Below are 17,168 nucleotides of genomic sequence, written 5' to 3' on the forward strand. Positions count from 1 at the left end.
AATTTATTTCTTTTTAGCTATAATAATTTAACAAATACAACATAGTGGCAATAAATGAAAAAAATATTTGACAAACTAAATGATTCACAAACAAAAGCTGTAAAGCAATCGGAGGGTCCGGTTCTTATTTTAGCTGGAGCAGGGAGTGGAAAAACGACTACCATAGTTTCTCGTCTTGCCTACCTGGTTGAAGAGTTGGGTATTCCAGCATCAAATACTTTAACGCTTACCTTTACTAACAAAGCGGCAAAAGAGATGAAAGGGCGTGCATCAGATATGATGGAGAATGCCGCTTATCCTCCACTTTTATGCACCTTTCATAAGTTTGGATTACTGTTTTTAAAGTTTAATATTCATCTCTTAAGCAGACAAAATAACTTTGTAGTTATAGATACTGATGATAAAAAACGAATTATTAAAAAAATTAATGCAGAGATACCAACACAGTTGATTGCAAGTGAAATATCAAGATACAAAAACTCACTGCTAACCCCTGATGATGCATATAAGCAGGCTGAACTTTTCAACTATCAGCAGATAGCAAAGGTTTATGAAGAGTATGAAACATATTTGCTAGAGAATAATCTAGTTGATTTTGATGACCTAATTGCTCTTACTTTTAGACTTTTAAATGAAAATGAAGAACTTGCACGTGTAACATCTGAGAAGTATCGCTATATTATGGTTGATGAGTACCAAGATACAAATGAACTGCAGTTAAAGCTTCTTGAGAAACTTTGCTGTACACATAATAACCTTTGTGTTGTTGGTGATGATGATCAGAGTATTTATGGTTGGCGTGGAGCACATATACGCAATATTATGGAGTTTGACCAAGACTTTGTCGGTACTTCTGTTTTTAAACTTGAAGAGAATTACCGATCTCGTGAGCCAATTTTAAAGGTTGCAAACTCATTAATTGAACATAATCGCTCAAGACTTGGAAAAAAACTAATACCTACTCGCGGAAGTGGTGAAGATGTCAATATTTTAAACTCCAATGATGAAAACGAGGAGTCAAGAAAGATTGCGTTAAAGATTGGAAAACTTTTAGAATCTGGAGTAAAAGCAGAAGATATAGCTGTGCTGTACAGGGTAAATGTTTTGAGCCGCTCAATCGAGGAGGGTTTAAACCGTTCGGGTATTAACTATAGACTGGTTGGTGGATTGAGGTTTTATGACCGAGCAGAGATAAAAGACCTTATAAGCTACATTAGAGTTATTACAAATTTTCATGACGATTTCTCATTCAAACGCATAGTAAATAAACCAAAGAGAGGTTTAGGAAAAGCAAGTGTAGATAAAATAGAATTAGCTGCACATGCTAATGATACATCAATATTTGAGTATATTAAAAAAGTGCCAGTTGCAGATTTAGAGTCGCTGGTTAGAACTAAAAATGCCAAGACACTTAAGAGGTTTATTAAAGACATTCAAAACGTTGCAAAGGTTGTGAGTGAGTCTACATATAATTTTATAGATGTATTGGAAGAGACTTTTCATTTAAAGGATATCTATAAAGGGATGCAGGATGAAGCGGACAGAGTTCTTAATATGGATGAATTTTATGGACTATTTCGTGATTTTGTAAAAAATACTCCAGAGGCTTCGTTAGATGAGTTTTTAAATGAACTAACTCTTCAGAGTGAACAAGACCAAGTAGAGGGTGAGTCTATTTATATGATGAGTATTCATGCCTCAAAAGGCTTAGAATTTGACCATATTTTTGTTATTGGACTTGAAGAGGGATTTTTACCACTTGTCGGTGATGGAAGCGACCTTGAAGAGGAGAGACGTCTTGGATATGTCTCTTTTACAAGAGCAAAAGAGACCTTAACACTTTCACATGCTTCTAGCAGATTTTATAAAGGTAGAAGAAGTGATTTGCAAAAAAGTAGGTTCTTTAATGAGGCTGGATTGTGTGAGGGTTCACTGATTGTTGAGAAAAACACTGCTTTTAAAAAAGGTGATTTGGTCCGTCATAAAATTTTTGGGACAGGAAGGGTAAATGGAGTAAGTAAATCTGGAAGAGAGTTTAAACTCAGTATAAACTTTGCCGGTACAAAAAGGGATATTTTAGCTTCGTTCGTAGAGAGACTATGAATAAGCTCTTTGTAGCATATAAACCAACAGGCATCAGCTCAAACTTTTTTCTAACAAAGTTAAAAAGAAAATATAACACTAAAAAAGCTGGATTTTCAGGAACACTGGACCCATTTGCAAAAGGTGTTTTAATTATTGGGATGGGTTCATATACTAAGCTTTTTCGCTTTTTAAACAAAGCTCCAAAAACTTATAGAGCAACTTTGTGGCTCGGTGCACAATCTGACAGTTTGGATACAGAATTGATTCAACATGTAGAAATTTTAAAAGAGCAAAGTGAAATAGATGTTTTAGAGGTTATAAAATCTTTAGAAGGCGAGTTGGAGTACGAACCGCCAATATTTAGTGCAAAGCAGATAAACGGACAAAGAGCTTATGACTTGGCTCGAGCTGGTAAAGAGTTTACCCTTAACAAAATCAACTCATCTATATATGAGACAAAACTTATAAACTATTCCCACCCTTTTGTAACATTTGAAGCTACAGTTTCCGAGGGAACATACATACGCTCTCTTGGTCTTATAATCGCAAATGGATTAGGAGTAGAGTTTGGAAGTCTTAGCGCTTTAGAGAGATTAAGTGAGGGGCAGTTTCGGTATAATGATGAAAAGCTCTTGGATATTAAAAACTCTTTGAATATGGAGAAGAATTTTTATAATGGCGATAGTGATAATCTAAAATATGGAAGAGTTCTTGCTTTAGATGATTTAAAGATTAAAAAAGACGGCTATTACTGGCTTGATAGTGGTGAGTTTATCTCTATTATAAATGTGGTTAAAGCAGAAGTAAAATATGAACTAGGCAGGATTGAATGTTAGTACTAGCTAGAAAATTAAATGAGTCAATTGTCATAGGTGATGATATAGTAGTAAAAGTAATATCTATTGACAAGGGAGTAGTAAAGCTAGGGATTGATGCTCCTAAAAGTATCTCTATAATGAGAAATGAACTTCTTGAAGATGTTAAAGATTCAAATATCGCTTCCTCAAAAGAGGTAAGTCTGGATGATGTTAGTTTACTTAGATCACTGATAAAAAAATAAGAGATAATCTATGAAGATATACAAAGCTTATGCAAAAGTAAATATCTTTTTAAAAATAACTGGTATTAGAGCTAATTATCATGAGATAATTTCTAGGTTTATGAGAGTTGACTCTCTGTATGATGAACTATCTTTTGTATCCAAAGAGAGCGAAGAGTTTAAAATCATCGGTGACTTCTCTTGTACTACAGAGCAAAATACAATATACAAAGCATATATATATCTTTTAGATTCTTTGGATGAAGCATTATCTGTCTCATTGCAAAATTTAATGCAAAAATATGCTGTACATGTAAAGAAAAATATTCCAGCTTTTGCGGGGCTTGGCGGTGGAAGTAGTGATGCAGCTACATTTTTAAAAATGTGCAATGAGGTTTTACATTTAGGACTTTCTCAAAACGAACTAGCAATAGTAGGTCTAAAAGTAGGAGCAGACGTTCCATTTTTTGTTTATGGATTTGACAGCGCAAATGTTGGCGGGATAGGTGAAGTTGTAGAGGAGTTTAGAGAGCCTCTTTTAGATTTTGAAGTGTTCACTCCAAAAATAGAGATAAGTACACCAAAAGTTTATGCTGTTTATAGAGAAAACTTTTTTGCTCCAATAGATGGATTTAAAACAAACGAGTTGAAAACAACAACATCGTATGATATACTTAAAAAAATGAGTATTGATGAGGCAAACGATCTTTTCAAGCCAGCACTTCAAGAGTATAGAGAATTGAAAAATTATTATAAACAAGGATATTACTTCAGCGGTAGCGGAAGTAGTTTTTTTAAAGTTAAAGAGAAGGAAAAATAACTAATGGGCGAGACAATAGCAAAAAATAAAAAAGCCTATTTTGATTACTATTTAGAAGAAAAATTTGAAGCGGGAATGGTTCTTGCCGGTAGTGAAGTAAAAGGTGTAAGAGCAAGCAGAGTAAATATAAAAGATAGTTTTATCCGTTTTGTGCAAGGTGAAGCATTTTTATTTAATGCTCATATTGGAAGATTAGAAACCACACACCATTACTATTCACACGAAGAGAGAGGGAGCAGAAAACTTCTTCTTCATAAAAAAGAGATTCTTAAGTTGATAAAAGCAGTTGAGAGAGACGGTTACACGATTGTGCCTCTGCAGTTATACTTCAATGCCAGAAATATTGTAAAGATTCAGATTGCTATTGCAAAAGGAAAACAACTTCACGATAAAAGACATGACCTTAAAGAAAAAGATATGAAGCGGGATATTGATAGAGCGATGAAAGATTTATGATGAGGTTACTTGTTTTTTCACTTTTTTTTACATGTAGCGTTTTTGCTTTAAATATCAATATCTCAAATACTACTATTGCTAATGGGAAAACAGCACTTATGGAGTTTAAAAAAGAAAAAAATATTTACTATGAAAAAATAGTTGTTGATAAAAAAACATATAAAATATTTGATAACCCGATAAATAGCAAAAAATCTTATGTTTTGCTCCCTATTAGCTACTATGAAAAGCCAAGTGAAAAAAAAGTAGAGCTTTTTTACAAAGAAGCAAAAAAAGAAAAAACTAAAGTTCTGTTTTTCAATGTCGAAGATGGAAAGTATAAAAAAGAGAAAATAAAAGTAGATGGCTCAAAAGTTAGCCTTAGTAAAGAAGATACTAAAAGAGCTGCAAAAGAGTATGCCGAGGCAATGCAAATATATAAAACAACTAATGAAAAAATCTATATGTCAAAAAGTTTTATAGTACCACTAAGCACAAAAATAACAAGTGATTTTGGAAAAGCAAGAGTGTATAATGATTCACTGAAGGGTTACCACAGCGGAACAGACTTTAGAGCAAAGATAGGCACTCCTTTAGTTGCATGTAATGATGGTTTGGTAGTTCTAGCAAAAGATAGATTTTACTCTGGCGGTTCTGTTATAATTGACCATGGACAGGGTATTTACTCTTGCTATTACCATATGAGTAAGTTTGATGTTAAAAAAGGTAGTTTAGTTAAAAAAGGCGAATTATTAGGCCTATCTGGAGATACCGGAAGAGTAACTGGTCCTCATCTTCATTTTAGTTTTAGAGTCGGCGGCGAACAAGTTGACCCCCTTCAGTTAATTGAGTTAATAAACAACAATCTATTAAATAAATGATAAAATTGCATTTACCGTTATAAAAATATGGAGGATTTCCTTCATTTTGTGAAACAAAATTAAGGGATAGATATAATGACAACTTTTCAACTACTGATGCTAGGAGCCTCTGCTTTTTTCGCATTTAAAATTTATGAGCATATTCAAACGCTTCAAGACCCTGAACCTGCAGATAATAAAGAAACTCCTGAAGAAACAAGAAGTGCCGATGCTTTTTCTGTTTTTTCACCAGAATCGTTAATTCTTAGAGCAGATGAATCTTTTGAAGAGGGTGATATGCAAAAAGCATTAGCACTGCTTACCGAGGCTAATGCAAAAGCCAAAAGCAATCCAGATGTTCTTTTTAAAATAGGGTATATTCTTCAACAACTAAATGACAACGATGAAGCATTAAAGTATTACAAAGAAGCTTTAGAATTAGATAAGAAGAATGATTATATTCATAACTCTGTTGCAAGTATATATAGAGCAAATGGTGAGTTCATATCGGCTAAAATGCACCTAAATGAGTCTTTAGCTATAGATTCTCAAAATGCAATAACGTACTACAATTACGGAAATCTTTTAGTAGATATGAATCATCCAGACGAAGCAATAGAGATGTATAAAAGGGCAATAGAGATAAATCCAGATTTTGATGAAGCAAAAGAAGAGTTGCAAAAACTCTCTTAGGAGAAATAGATGAAAATATCAGAAATATATAACTTACTGGACAACTTATCCCCTTTCGAGATTCAGGAGACTTGGGATAATTCAGGCCTTTTAATAGGAGATTTTTCACAAGAGATAAAACAAATTGTTTTAAGTATAGATGTTGATGAAGCTTTGATAGACTCTATGGAAAATAATGCTCTTTTAATAACACACCATCCTCTTATTTTTGGTGGATTAAAACAGTTGGAATTCAGTAAATATCCAGCGAACCTTATTCAAAAAATGATAAAGAAAAATATCTCAAATATAGCGATGCATACAAATTTCGACCAGACCCATCTAAATGAATATGTAGCAACTGAAGTTTTAGGTTATAAAGTTTCTCATAAAGATGGTTTTGTTGCTTATTTGGATGTAAATGAAGATTTTGATAAATTTGCTACAAAAGTTTCCTCTGCTTTTGGACTTCCACACGCAAAATGTGTAAAAGGAGCAAACTTTGTAAGAAGAGCAGCATTAACCACAGGTTCAGGATGCTCTTTAATTAAGTCTATAGACGCTGATTGCTTCTTAACAGGAGATGTGAAATACCATGATGCTATGGAGGCACAAAGTATAAATTTGTCACTAATTGACATAGGGCATTACGAAAGTGAGCACTTTTTCGCAGAGATTTTACTTAAACATTTGAAAATTTTAGGTTTAGAAGCTATAATTGCATCATCAAAAAATCCTTTTACTTATATTTAAGCAATTGGTACTACTACTTAATCCAAAGGAGATTAATGAACTCACACCTTAAACAACTGATTGACCTATCACATGTAGATAAAGCTATAGATGCTTTTGAGCCTCAAATTGAAGAGGCTAACTATAAGTTTGAAGCAGCGTTAGCAAAAAAACAGAGTATTGATTCTGATATTGAAAACCTAACTAATGAGATTCAAGAAGAGCAAGTTAAAAAGCATAAAAATGAACTTCACCTAGCAGAACTTTCTCAAAAATTAGAGAGTAATTCTAAAAAAAGTGCTGAAATCAAGACAGAACGTGAGATGAAGTCTCTTCAACTAGAAGAAGAGATTGCAAAAGAGCAGGTAACTTTTGCAAATGAAGAGATTGCAAGACTTGAAAAAATCATTGAGCTAAAAACTGAGCAGGTAGAAGCTGCAAAAGAGTCTCTATCAGAGCTTGATGCAAGCTTAGTATCAGTAAAAAAAGAGGTTGATGAGAAGCTTGAGATTATCAATAAATCTCGTCAAGAGGTATTTGTTAAAAAAGAGAAACTCCTTTCTGAAGTTAATCAAAAAGGTTTAACTTTTTATCAAAAAATCCGCAGATGGGCTAAAAACACTACTGTAGTAACTGTTGAAGAGCAGGCTTGTATGGGTTGTAATATGCTAATTAATGACAAAATTTACGCAGATGTTATTAAAGCTGAAGAGATTACTACATGTCCACACTGTGGTCGTATTCTTTATATGGGCAATACTGAAGAGTAGGCTTGAAGCCGTTTACACTTTTATACTTTATCTTAAGTGTGCTGCTCTACGTAGCAGCACTACCACTTTTGGTGTACCTCTCATTTAAACAAAAATACAAAGAGTCAATTCCCTCTCGTTTTTTTCTTTTCAACAACTCAAGATTTAATAGCAGTGACGGAATTTGGTTCCATGTATGTTCTCTTGGTGAAGCTAGAGCTCTAAAGCCAATTTTAGAGCTGTTAGATGATAGTGATATAAAAATAACTACCATAACACATACAGGACACTCTGAGGCTAAAAAATATGGTGTAGAAGTCAGATACTTGCCTTATGAGATGTTTTTGCCTTTTTGGGCTAAGAAACAGAAGGTCTTAGTAGTATTGGAAGCTGAATTTTGGTTTATGCTTTTTACAGTCTTAAAAGCAAAAGGTGCAAAAATTGTACTTTTAAATGCTCGAATTTCTGAAAAGAGTGCTAAAAAATATTTACAGATGGCTTGGTTTTACAAAAAACTACTTTCACATGTAGAAATTGTTTATGCTCAAAGTGAAGCTGATAAAAATCGTTTTATTGCTATTGGTGCAAAAAATATTGAAGTTATCGGCAATATTAAACTAGCTGGTGAGATAATTAAAACAAAAGAGTATAAAAAGCCAAACTGCGAAGTTTTAGTAGCTGGAAGCACACATGACGGTGAAGAGGAGATGGTTCTTAAATCATTCGTAGAGTATATAAAGCAGGGCGAAGCAAAACTTATTGTTGTTCCAAGGCACCCTGAGCGATTTGATAGTGTTTATGAGCTTATGAAAGTTTATGCAAATAGATATGACTTATCCCTTGATCGCTTCTCAAATAACCAAGAGTTTAAAGCTGATATGATATTAGTTGATGCAATGGGCGAGCTAAATAATATTTATGCGATAAGTGATATTGCTATTTTAGGTGGGGCATTTAAAGATGATGTAGGTGGACACAATCCGCTAGAGCCAGCTCATTTTGGATGTAAAATAATTACTGGAAAGAACTTCTTTCATCAAAAGGAGCTTTTTAAGTATGTACATCATGTTCAGTATGTTGAACCAGATGAGATACATAGGGCACTATTGACAAGTAGAGTATTACCACCAAGTATGCTTGAGCAAGAGATAAACTTAAGGCCAGTAATAAAGAAAATATTAGAAGTGTAGGCAGAGGAACTAGTTCCTCTGCCGTTAATAAATTAATGAAGGCTATCCTTCATTTTATGAAATAAAATTAAGGAGTCACTTATGGCTACAGAAAAAGCGTATAAAATTTTATCAATTCAAACGGGTATTTCAAACTCGCAAGCTAAGTCAATGATTGACCGTGGCTTAGTGTATGTTGGGAACAAGAAGGTAATGATAGCTCGTGGAGAGATTGATGAAAAAACTATATTTAGAGTTGAGAAGATAGAGAAGACAAAACCTATATTTGAAAATAATGACCTTATTGTGGTAGATAAACCAGCACACGTTAATTCAGATGAGATAGAGAGACAGTTTAAAGGTGCAAGACTTTTACATAGACTTGATCGTGAAACGAGTGGTGTTTTAATGCTTGTTAAGAATGAAGAGTTTCGTGAAAAAGCAATTCAAGAGTTTAAAAAAGACAGAGTTTACAAAGAGTATATTGCATGGGTTGAGGGGATTGTAACAGAGCCTATAGTCATAGATAAACCAATCCTTACTCAAAAGAAAAACAATAAAGCTTATTCAAATGTATCAAGCAAAGGAAAGCCTGCAATAACAGAGATAACACCTGATATAGTAAGTGGAAATAAAACAAAAATTCAGTGTATTATTCATCATGGAAGAACACATCAAATTAGAACTCATATGAGATATATAGAACACCCAATAGTTGGTGATGAGCAGTATGGTGGAAGACGAGCAAAACGAGTGATGCTTCATGCCTATAAAGTAAAACTTCTAGGAATGGAATTTGTATCACCTGAACCAAAGACATTCATCAACTTTGAGTAGCTCCAACAGTTCATGGTTTATCTACATGTTAAGATGTAGTGATGGTACTCTTTATACCGGCATTACGACAGATTTATGTAGAAGAGTTCATGAACATAACGATTCACCAAAAGGTGCAAAATATACCCGTGTTAGAAGACCTGTAGAACTAATCTACTCTGAAAATTGTGAAAATAAAAGCAGCGCTTCTAAGAGAGAATATGAGATTAAACAACTCTCCAGAAATCAAAAGTTAGAGCTAATAAAATGATACGAATTTTTGTTGATGGTGATGCTTTTCCAAACCTGCTTAAACCAATAATATTTCGCTCAATAGAGAGATTAAAACTGGAAACTTTTGTTGTCTCAAATAAACCTATAACTATTGGAAAATCTGAATTAATTACCTACCTTATTGTTGAACAAGGTGCTGACGAAGCAGATAACCATATAGTTGAGTTAGTTAAAGAGGGTGATTTAGTAATAACGGCAGATATCCCACTTGCAGACAGAGTTGTAAGCAAAAATGCACATGCAATTGATCATAGAGGTGAACTTTACACTGTTGATAATATTAAGCAGTATCTTGCAATAAGAAATCTAATGGAAAAAATTCGTGAAAGCGGAGAGATGACAAAAGGTCCAAAGGCGTTTGATCAAAAAGATACACATCAGTTTGCAAATCAACTGCATAAGTTTTTAACTAAGTATTGCTAATTTTAAAGCAAACTTAAAGTAAATTCCCGCTACAATTCGCCACTTTTTACATCCAATATAATTTAAAAGAGGAGGGCTTATGTTTGATACATTAACAGATTCGTTTACAAATGCAATAAAGAAAATTCGTTTTCATGACGATGAAAAAGCCCTCACTAAAGCTCTTGTTGAGCTTAAAAAATCTCTTTTAAAAGCTGATGTAAACCATAAAGTTGTTAAAGAATTAATTGAAAAAGTTCAAATAGAGACTAAAGCAAAAGGGATTGGTAAAGATCAATTTTTAGATGCTCTTAGAGCGACTCTTTATGAACTTTTAGAGATTGGTGGGAATAGAGGTTTTACTTTTGCTCCAAATCCTCCAACAGTTATTCTTATGACAGGACTTCAAGGTTCTGGAAAAACAACGACTACTGGAAAACTAGCAAATTACTTAAAAAATAAACAGAAAAAAGTTTTAGTTGTTGCAGCCGATTTACAGCGTTTAGCAGCAGTTGAGCAACTTCGTCAAATTACTACTCAAATAGAAGTGGAATTATATGAAGATGAAAGCACTAAAAGCCCTGTAGAAGTAGTAAAAGCAGCATTAAAAAAAGCGAATGATGGTATTTATGATGTAGTTCTAATAGATACAGCAGGTCGCTTAGCAATTGATGATGAGTTAATGAACGAACTTGAAGATGTGAAAAAAGCAGCTAACCCTGATGAGATTTTTTATGTAGCTGATTCAATGACTGGGCAAGATGCTATTAAAACTGCTTTATCTTTTAAAGAGAAAATAGGTATTGATGGTGTAATTTTAAGTAAATACGATGGTGACTCTAAGGGTGGAGTAGCATTAGGACTTTCAAGTCAAGTTAGGGTTCCACTTCGCTTTATCGGTAGTGGCGAAAAAATGGAAGACTTGGAAGTTTTCCTGCCTGATCGAATTGTAAATCGTCTTATGGGCTTTGGAGATATTGAAGGACTTGCTGAAAAAACTGCATCTGTTATAGATGAAAAGCAGGCAAAAAGACTTACATCAAAAATCAAAAAGGGTCAGTTTAACTATAATGACTTTTTAGAACAGATGGAAAGTATGAAAAAGATGGGAAGCATGAAGTCATTAATGGGTATGATTCCTGGTATGGGCAACATGTCAAAAGCTCTTAAAGATTTCGATATGGAAAATTCAAGTGAGCTTAAAAACATTAAGTCAATGGTTTCATCAATGACTATGAAGGAACGTGAAAATCCAGATTTACTAAACAACTCACGTAAGTCAAGAATCGCAAAAGGCTGTGGGTTAGAAATAGTAGAAATAAATCGTATGATTAAACAGTTTAAAAATGCTGGCAAAATGGCTAAGAAATTTTCAGGTAAAAATGGGATGAAAGACCTTCAGGCAATGATGGGTCAAATGGGTGGAGCTGGAGCAATTCCAAGATAAGCAAAATTAATGTAAATCTATAAACTTTTAGAAGCTTATAGACTTGCATTTTATGCAAAAAATTTAATATATTCAGCTAGTTGAAATATGACTAGTGCAGAGAAGGACAAAACATGGCAACAGTAATTCGCCTAACTAGAATGGGAAGAAAAAAACAACCTTTTTACCGTATCGCGGTAACAGATTCACGTAAACGTAGAGATGGAGGTTGGATTGAGCTAATTGGTCATCACAACCCTATGGTTGCTGAGAAAACTACAGTTGTAGACAATGAAAGACTAGATTACTGGTTGAGTGTTGGTGCTCAAATGAGTAGTCGTGTTAAAAAGATAACTGGTCGCTAAGATGATAGCTGACTTTGTCGCACAATTTGCAAAACTTATAGCATCTAATCCTGATGATGTAAGAGTTGAAGTAAAAGAGGGCGACGAAATTACTGAAATTCTACTCTATGCTAATCAAGCTGACATTGGTAAGCTTATTGGTAAAGAGGGCAAGATGATTGGTGCGATTAAAACTGTAATCTCTGGTTGTAAAGCTAAAGATGGCGTAAGCTACCGTATCAATGTCGAAGCAGTTTAAAGAACAACTCCTTCATATCGCTACTATCGGCAAAACTGTCGGTATACATGGTGATATGAAACTCCACATAAATACTGATTTCCCAGAACAATTTCAAAATGGTGCAACTTTTTTTACTAATAAAAAAATAGATATCACGCTAAGTGATCTAAACCTTGAGAGAGGTACTACTAAAATAGCAGGGATAAATTCTATTGAAGATGCTAAAAAATACACTAATGCAAAACTATTTACCACAAGAGAAGATACAAGAAAAAACTGTCATCTAGAAGATGGAGAATATTTTTGGTTCGACCTTGAAGATTGTGAAGTCTATGAAGATGGTAAAATCTTAGGAACAGTTAATGAAGTAGAAAGAATTACTATAAGTAATTACCTTAATGTAAAGACTGATGATAGTCTGGTGAAAACAGGTAGTGCAAAAAGTTTTTTAATCCCATTTCAAGAGCCATTTAAAGTTAGTGTTGATATAGATAAAAAAATCATCACCGTTACAGGTGCTATGGATATTTTAGAAGCTTCTTAATGAAATTTACTTTTGTTACTCTATTTCAAAATATAGTAGAGGGATATTTCCAAGATTCTATACTTAAACGTGCAATACAAAAAGATATTCTACATGTAGGGTATATTAATCCTAGAGATTTTAGTGACTCCAAGCATAATAAAGTAGATGACACTGCAGTAGGTGGAGGGGCTGGTATGGTTATGTACCCGCAACCACTCTATGATACATTAGATGCTTTAAAATCTGAAGATGAAGATGTACATGTAGTTTTTTTAACCCCAGTAGCAAAGCCTTTTAAGCAAAACGATGCAAAAAGATTAGCAAAAAAATCCCATATAGCTTTTGTGAGTGGAAGATATGAGGGAATTGATGAAAGAGTTATTGAAAAGTATGCTGATGAAGTTTTTTCAATAGGAGATTACATTTTAACTGGCGGAGAGTTGGCATCTCTTGTTATGTGTGATGCAATAGCTAGAAATGTGAATGGCGTGCTTGGAAACAGTGACTCTTTGACCACAGAGAGCTTTGAAACACCTTTATTGGAAGCACCATCTTTCTCTAAACCAAAAGATTATCAAGAAAATTGTGTCCCATCAGAATATTTAAAGGGAAATCATAGTAGAATTCGCTCACTAAAATTAGTTCTGTCTGAGTGTAAAACAAAATTCTTCAGACCAGAGCAGCTTTTAAAGCATAGAACAAGGAAATCTTATGAGAAATAAGTATATAGAAAACTTTGAAAAAGCACAAACAACTGAGAAAACTATTCCAGAATTTCGTGCTGGTGATACTCTTCGTTTAGCGGTAACAATTAAAGAAGGTGACAAGACTCGTGTACAAAATTACGAGGGTGTTTGTATAGCAAAAAGAGGTCAAGGTACTGGTCAAACTATTACAGTTCGTAAAATCGGAGCTAATAGTATTGGTATTGAGAGAATATTCCCACTTTATAGTGACTCAATTAATGAGATAATGGTTGTTCGTAGAGGACGTGTACGTCGTGCTAAACTATTTTATCTTCGTGATCTTGCAGGTAAAAAAGCTCGTATTAAAGAACTTAGAAGAAAATAATCTTCTAAGTCCCTTTCTTCCTCCTCGTAATATTTTCGTCACATAACTCCAGTACTATTCCAAAACTTTAATTTAATGATTGTATAATTATCACTATATTGCTGTAATATTAAAATATGGAACTTATATGAACTATCTTGATGACCTTAGAACTATTATTCAAATAAACTCATACACCCAAAATAAGTCTGGTGTAGATAAAGTTGGTGAAATTTTCGATATTTGGTTTAGAGAACTTGGATTTAATATAGAAATATATCAAAGAGAACTTATAGGCTCTCACTGACATTACACTTCTAAACACAAGACAAATTCCAAAAAACTACTGCTCCTTGGTCACATAGATACAGTCTTTCCACCTGATAAATTTGAAAACTATAGCGAAGATAATGAGTGGGTCTATGGCCCTGGAGTTTGTGACATGAAGGGTGGAAACATTGTAGCACTTCAGGCATTAAGAGAATTAAAACAAGAAAATATAGAAATTCAAAACATTGATGTTTTGTTAGTTAGTGATGAAGAGACAGGGAGTGATGACTCAAAACTACTTACAGCAAAGTTAGCTAAAGAGTATGACTACTGTTTTGTGTATGAAGCAGCGGGAGAAAACTTAGAACTTGTAACTGGGCGAAAAGGTGTTGGAACTTATTTTATTGAGATTCTAGGAAAAGCAGCACATGCAGGAAATAGCTATACCCAGGGATATGATGCTAATCTAGAGGCTTCATATAAACTTCAAGAGCTTGTTAGACTTACAGATTTGCAAAAGGGTACAACAGTAAATGTTGGCAAAATCGAGGGAGGTATAGGTGCAAACACTATTTCCCCTCATGCAAAGTTGACTTTTGAACTTAGGTATAAAGTCGCAGATGAGAGAGATAGAGTTTTAAACTCTATTGATACTATAGTTAATAACTCATATGTAAAAGGAACCGTCTCAAAACTTAGTGGCGCAATACAAAGAGATGTTATGCAAACAACTGAAAACTCATTAATATTAGTTAGAAGTATAGAGAATATTACTTCAACTTCAATAAAAACAGAGGAGAGAGGCGGAGTGAGCGATGCAAATATTGTTAGTTCAGTTGGAGTTGTAACATTAGATGGATTTGGGCCATTTGGTTATGGTGATCATACAATACATGAGAGAGCAAGCAAAGAGAGTTTTAAAAGCAGAATAGATCTAAGCAAGAAACTTTTTAGCCATTTTATAAAAAATTTTAATTTTTAGGGGGGGGGGAAGAGTAAATGTCAAAGAGAACGATTGGTATGTGGATGTATAGCAATAGCGGCGGTGCTAAGATACAGGAGAAAATTATATCTAAGTTGAGAGAAAGAGATATAGAAGTTATTTCAGAATTGGATCTTCGTTTTGCAAGAGGTTCAAAGGCTGGGATAACATGTAATGCTACGAATGTACTAGATTTGGATCTCTTTTTTTCATATAATGCGGGTGAACAAACGGTTGCGCAGGTCTACATGTATGAAACTATTAATAAATATATACCAACCATAAACAGTTATAAGGCATTTGCACTCTCAGAAGATAAATTTAGAACTAATCTTGCACTCAGTTATGCAGGAGTAAATACATCAGACTTCTTTTTATGTCATAAAGAAACATCAGAATATATGGTTGAGAAGTTTAAAGAGTGGGAAAAATTAGTTTTTAAGCCAGTTGATGGGTGGGGCGGAAACGGAATGGCTTTACTTGAGTCACGACAAAGTCTTAATACATTGATGCCGTTTTTAAATAAATCTGACATAAGGCATATATATCTAGAGAAGTTTATAGAAAATGATTTTACAGATTTTCGAATTGATATTGTAGATGGTGAATTTGTATCTTGTTATGGGCGCAGAGCAAATGACAGAGAATGGAGAACAAACATAACAAGCGGTGGAAGCATAATACTTCGTGAAGCAAATGATGAAATCGTTGGTATTGCAAAAAAAGCAACAAAAGCTTTAGGGATGGATATCGCAGGCGTAGATATTCTATATGATAAAAAAGAAGAAAAATATGTTGTTTTGGAAGTAAATGGTATTCCAGCCTTTGCGACGCCAGAACAAGAGAAGATGGGTCTTGATTTTAATGATAAAAAAATAGACCTTTTAGTCAACTTAATAGATAGAAAAACAAAACTAGGATAAAAAGAAATGACAAAAGAGCAAAAACTTCCAAAATTAGGATTTTTATATTTAGATTATGTATTGAGATTTTTTGATTACAGCAACTTTAGAGGTTGGCCAGATAAAATTGAGGAAGTCACATATCATTGGAAAAATGATAAAACAAGATTTATAAATGAAGTAAAGCGTAAAAAAATTGATGTATTGGTTGGGAATATCCCAGCAACTGCTTATGAAACTTTCAAAGAAATTGCGGATGCCCTTCCACATGTAAGATTTATACCATCTATTGAAACACAGTTTTCAAACAAATCTAAAGAGAATGTAACGCTATTTTGTGAGAAATATAATATTGCTGCTCCAAAAACAATAATTACTTATGATGATGAAAAAGCTGATAAACATTTTAAAAACTGCTCTTATCCTCAAATAGTAAAAAGAAGTTATGGTGCATCTAACTATGGTGGATACTTTGTTCATAAAGTTGATAATTACAAAGAGGCAAAAGCATTATTTGCAGAAAAAAAATATAAGCCAGTATACTCACAAGATGCAATTCCACTTAAAGATAGTGGAGATATTCGTGTTATGCTTATTGGGCATAAGCCGGTTTGCGCATTTTGGAGATATTCAGGTGCCGGTCAGTGGATAACAAACACGTCTCAAGGTGGAGATATGTCTTATGATAATGTCCCTATGGCTGCACTTGAACTTGCAGTAAAAGCTTCAAAAGCGGCAAAAGCAGAGTATTGGGCATGTGATATTGGTATTGATGAAAATACAAATAAAGCCTATATTATTGAGTGTGCAACAGCATTCGCAGCATTCCCTTATATAAGAGATTGGATTGCTCAGTATATAATGTGGGATTTAAGTGGTGGTAAATTTAGACTTCCACATGTACCTTTGTTCTCTTGGGAAGAGCTTGGAAAAATGGACCCTTCAGTTTTAAGAACATTAAGACATCTCTATTTTTCAAAATATGAGCCATCGGCTGATGGAGCATACTGGTTGGCTGACAAAGGTAATTTTGATATGCAGTTAACAGATGAGGCAAAAGCATCAGATGTACCAGAGTCTATCAAACCACCATTAAAAGAAGAGGAACTTCCTACATTTCTTAAAGAGGGTGAGGAAAAAATACTCTCAAAAATAGGTGAAGAAAAGTTGTACAATGTAGTTGATGTTTCTTTAACTGAACTGATGACACTTCAGGGAATGGAAGAAGATGTAGCAATAAACATTAAAGAGTTAGTTCAAGATAAAGAGATTACAACATTTGAAAAGCTGGCTGAATATTTTATAACTTCAAAAGAACAGATTCAGCAGTGGTCTAAATTTTTTAAAATATAAT

General features: G+C 33.7%; 22 protein-coding genes and 1 pseudogene. All 23 read left to right on the forward strand.

What is annotated here, in order from left to right; translation table 11 throughout:
• Positions 1-54 precede the first annotated feature (54 nt).
• Positions 55-2,103, forward strand: coding sequence for an ATP-dependent helicase (locus tag HUE87_RS01985; protein ID WP_194367080.1), 2,049 nt, complete (start codon positions 55-57; stop codon positions 2,101-2,103).
• A complete protein-coding gene (gene truB, locus HUE87_RS01990; protein ID WP_194367081.1) occupies positions 2,100-2,921 on the forward strand; it encodes a tRNA pseudouridine(55) synthase TruB in 822 nt (273 codons plus the stop codon). Before HUE87_RS01985 ends, truB begins: the two co-directional genes overlap by 4 nt.
• A complete protein-coding gene (gene csrA, locus HUE87_RS01995; RefSeq protein WP_194367082.1) occupies positions 2,915-3,145 on the forward strand; it encodes a carbon storage regulator CsrA in 231 nt (76 codons plus the stop codon). The genes truB and csrA overlap by 7 nt, the downstream gene beginning before the upstream one ends.
• A 10-nt stretch (positions 3,146-3,155) precedes the next feature.
• Complete coding sequence (locus HUE87_RS02000; RefSeq protein ID WP_194367083.1) at positions 3,156-3,944, forward strand: 4-(cytidine 5'-diphospho)-2-C-methyl-D-erythritol kinase; 789 nt, start codon at positions 3,156-3,158, stop codon at positions 3,942-3,944.
• A 3-nt stretch (positions 3,945-3,947) separates the two neighbouring features.
• Positions 3,948-4,400 (forward strand): SsrA-binding protein SmpB, encoded by a 453-nt coding sequence (gene smpB / locus HUE87_RS02005; protein ID WP_194367084.1) that lies wholly within the window; start codon positions 3,948-3,950, stop codon positions 4,398-4,400.
• Positions 4,400-5,260 (forward strand): peptidoglycan metallopeptidase Pgp3, encoded by an 861-nt coding sequence (gene pgp3 / locus HUE87_RS02010; RefSeq protein WP_194367085.1) that lies wholly within the window; start codon positions 4,400-4,402, stop codon positions 5,258-5,260. The genes smpB and pgp3 overlap by 1 nt, the downstream gene beginning before the upstream one ends.
• A gap of 75 nt (positions 5,261-5,335) precedes the next feature.
• A complete protein-coding gene (locus tag HUE87_RS02015; RefSeq protein WP_194367086.1) occupies positions 5,336-5,932 on the forward strand; it encodes a tetratricopeptide repeat protein in 597 nt (198 codons plus the stop codon).
• 9 nt (positions 5,933-5,941) lie between these two features.
• Positions 5,942-6,664: a Nif3-like dinuclear metal center hexameric protein gene (locus tag HUE87_RS02020; protein WP_194367087.1), complete on the forward strand. Its 723-nt coding sequence runs from the start codon at positions 5,942-5,944 to the stop codon at positions 6,662-6,664.
• Between the two features lie 35 nt (positions 6,665-6,699).
• Positions 6,700-7,413, forward strand: a complete 714-nt coding sequence (locus HUE87_RS02025) for a zinc ribbon domain-containing protein (RefSeq protein ID WP_194367088.1) — start codon at positions 6,700-6,702, stop codon at positions 7,411-7,413.
• A 2-nt stretch (positions 7,414-7,415) separates the two neighbouring features.
• A complete protein-coding gene (waaA, locus tag HUE87_RS02030) occupies positions 7,416-8,582 on the forward strand; it encodes a lipid IV(A) 3-deoxy-D-manno-octulosonic acid transferase (protein ID WP_194367089.1) in 1,167 nt (388 codons plus the stop codon).
• A gap of 81 nt (positions 8,583-8,663) precedes the next feature.
• Positions 8,664-9,398 (forward strand): pseudouridine synthase family protein, encoded by a 735-nt coding sequence (locus HUE87_RS02035; protein WP_194367090.1) that lies wholly within the window; start codon positions 8,664-8,666, stop codon positions 9,396-9,398.
• A gap of 25 nt (positions 9,399-9,423) precedes the next feature.
• Positions 9,424-9,648, forward strand: a complete 225-nt coding sequence (locus HUE87_RS02040) for a GIY-YIG nuclease family protein (RefSeq protein WP_194367091.1) — start codon at positions 9,424-9,426, stop codon at positions 9,646-9,648.
• Positions 9,648-10,094: a YaiI/YqxD family protein gene (locus HUE87_RS02045; protein WP_194367871.1), complete on the forward strand. Its 447-nt coding sequence runs from the start codon at positions 9,648-9,650 to the stop codon at positions 10,092-10,094. The genes HUE87_RS02040 and HUE87_RS02045 overlap by 1 nt, the downstream gene beginning before the upstream one ends.
• Positions 10,095-10,173: 79 nt before the next feature.
• Positions 10,174-11,520 carry a signal recognition particle protein gene (gene ffh / locus HUE87_RS02050; protein ID WP_194367092.1) on the forward strand — a complete coding sequence of 449 codons (1,347 nt, stop codon included), beginning with the start codon at positions 10,174-10,176 and terminating at the stop codon, positions 11,518-11,520.
• A 113-nt stretch (positions 11,521-11,633) separates the two neighbouring features.
• On the forward strand, positions 11,634-11,864 hold the full coding sequence (gene rpsP, locus HUE87_RS02055; protein WP_194367093.1) for a 30S ribosomal protein S16: 231 nt from the start codon (positions 11,634-11,636) through the stop codon (positions 11,862-11,864).
• Position 11,865: 1 nt separating this feature from the next.
• Positions 11,866-12,102 (forward strand): KH domain-containing protein, encoded by a 237-nt coding sequence (locus tag HUE87_RS02060; RefSeq protein WP_194367094.1) that lies wholly within the window; start codon positions 11,866-11,868, stop codon positions 12,100-12,102.
• Positions 12,086-12,628, forward strand: a complete 543-nt coding sequence (gene rimM / locus HUE87_RS02065) for a ribosome maturation factor RimM (protein ID WP_194367095.1) — start codon at positions 12,086-12,088, stop codon at positions 12,626-12,628. The genes HUE87_RS02060 and rimM overlap by 17 nt, the downstream gene beginning before the upstream one ends.
• Entirely contained in the window at positions 12,628-13,332 is a 705-nt protein-coding gene (gene trmD, locus HUE87_RS02070) for a tRNA (guanosine(37)-N1)-methyltransferase TrmD (protein ID WP_194367096.1), read from the forward strand. Before rimM ends, trmD begins: the two co-directional genes overlap by 1 nt.
• Positions 13,322-13,681: a 50S ribosomal protein L19 gene (gene rplS, locus HUE87_RS02075; protein WP_194367097.1), complete on the forward strand. Its 360-nt coding sequence runs from the start codon at positions 13,322-13,324 to the stop codon at positions 13,679-13,681. Before trmD ends, rplS begins: the two co-directional genes overlap by 11 nt.
• A 127-nt stretch (positions 13,682-13,808) precedes the next feature.
• Entirely contained in the window at positions 13,809-13,967 is a 159-nt protein-coding gene (locus HUE87_RS12610) for a hypothetical protein (protein WP_229855192.1), read from the forward strand.
• A gap of 27 nt (positions 13,968-13,994) precedes the next feature.
• A pseudogene (locus HUE87_RS02080) lies at positions 13,995-14,912 on the forward strand (M20 family metallopeptidase); the annotation flags it as partial.
• Between the two features lie 17 nt (positions 14,913-14,929).
• A complete protein-coding gene (locus HUE87_RS02085; protein ID WP_194367098.1) occupies positions 14,930-15,835 on the forward strand; it encodes an ATP-grasp domain-containing protein in 906 nt (301 codons plus the stop codon).
• A gap of 6 nt (positions 15,836-15,841) precedes the next feature.
• Positions 15,842-17,167: an ATP-grasp domain-containing protein gene (locus tag HUE87_RS02090; RefSeq protein ID WP_194367099.1), complete on the forward strand. Its 1,326-nt coding sequence runs from the start codon at positions 15,842-15,844 to the stop codon at positions 17,165-17,167.
• Position 17,168 lies beyond the last annotated feature (1 nt).

Source organism: Candidatus Sulfurimonas marisnigri (assembly GCF_015265475.1).
Lineage (GTDB): Bacteria > Campylobacterota > Campylobacteria > Campylobacterales > Sulfurimonadaceae > Sulfurimonas > Sulfurimonas marisnigri.

Coding starts and splice junctions, on each gene's coding strand:
- HUE87_RS01985 (WP_194367080.1), top strand. CDS start 55: ATGAAAAAAATATTTGACAAACTAAATGATTCACAAACAAAAGCTGTA.
- truB (WP_194367081.1), top strand. CDS start 2,100: ATGAATAAGCTCTTTGTAGCATATAAACCAACAGGCATCAGCTCAAAC.
- csrA (WP_194367082.1), top strand. CDS start 2,915: ATGTTAGTACTAGCTAGAAAATTAAATGAGTCAATTGTCATAGGTGAT.
- HUE87_RS02000 (WP_194367083.1), top strand. CDS start 3,156: ATGAAGATATACAAAGCTTATGCAAAAGTAAATATCTTTTTAAAAATA.
- smpB (WP_194367084.1), top strand. CDS start 3,948: ATGGGCGAGACAATAGCAAAAAATAAAAAAGCCTATTTTGATTACTAT.
- pgp3 (WP_194367085.1), top strand. CDS start 4,400: ATGAGGTTACTTGTTTTTTCACTTTTTTTTACATGTAGCGTTTTTGCT.
- HUE87_RS02015 (WP_194367086.1), top strand. CDS start 5,336: ATGACAACTTTTCAACTACTGATGCTAGGAGCCTCTGCTTTTTTCGCA.
- HUE87_RS02020 (WP_194367087.1), top strand. CDS start 5,942: ATGAAAATATCAGAAATATATAACTTACTGGACAACTTATCCCCTTTC.
- HUE87_RS02025 (WP_194367088.1), top strand. CDS start 6,700: ATGAACTCACACCTTAAACAACTGATTGACCTATCACATGTAGATAAA.
- HUE87_RS02035 (WP_194367090.1), top strand. CDS start 8,664: ATGGCTACAGAAAAAGCGTATAAAATTTTATCAATTCAAACGGGTATT.
- HUE87_RS02040 (WP_194367091.1), top strand. CDS start 9,424: ATGTTAAGATGTAGTGATGGTACTCTTTATACCGGCATTACGACAGAT.
- ffh (WP_194367092.1), top strand. CDS start 10,174: ATGTTTGATACATTAACAGATTCGTTTACAAATGCAATAAAGAAAATT.
- rpsP (WP_194367093.1), top strand. CDS start 11,634: ATGGCAACAGTAATTCGCCTAACTAGAATGGGAAGAAAAAAACAACCT.
- HUE87_RS02060 (WP_194367094.1), top strand. CDS start 11,866: ATGATAGCTGACTTTGTCGCACAATTTGCAAAACTTATAGCATCTAAT.
- rimM (WP_194367095.1), top strand. CDS start 12,086: ATGTCGAAGCAGTTTAAAGAACAACTCCTTCATATCGCTACTATCGGC.
- trmD (WP_194367096.1), top strand. CDS start 12,628: ATGAAATTTACTTTTGTTACTCTATTTCAAAATATAGTAGAGGGATAT.
- rplS (WP_194367097.1), top strand. CDS start 13,322: ATGAGAAATAAGTATATAGAAAACTTTGAAAAAGCACAAACAACTGAG.
- HUE87_RS12610 (WP_229855192.1), top strand. CDS start 13,809: ATGAACTATCTTGATGACCTTAGAACTATTATTCAAATAAACTCATAC.
- HUE87_RS02085 (WP_194367098.1), top strand. CDS start 14,930: ATGTCAAAGAGAACGATTGGTATGTGGATGTATAGCAATAGCGGCGGT.
- HUE87_RS02090 (WP_194367099.1), top strand. CDS start 15,842: ATGACAAAAGAGCAAAAACTTCCAAAATTAGGATTTTTATATTTAGAT.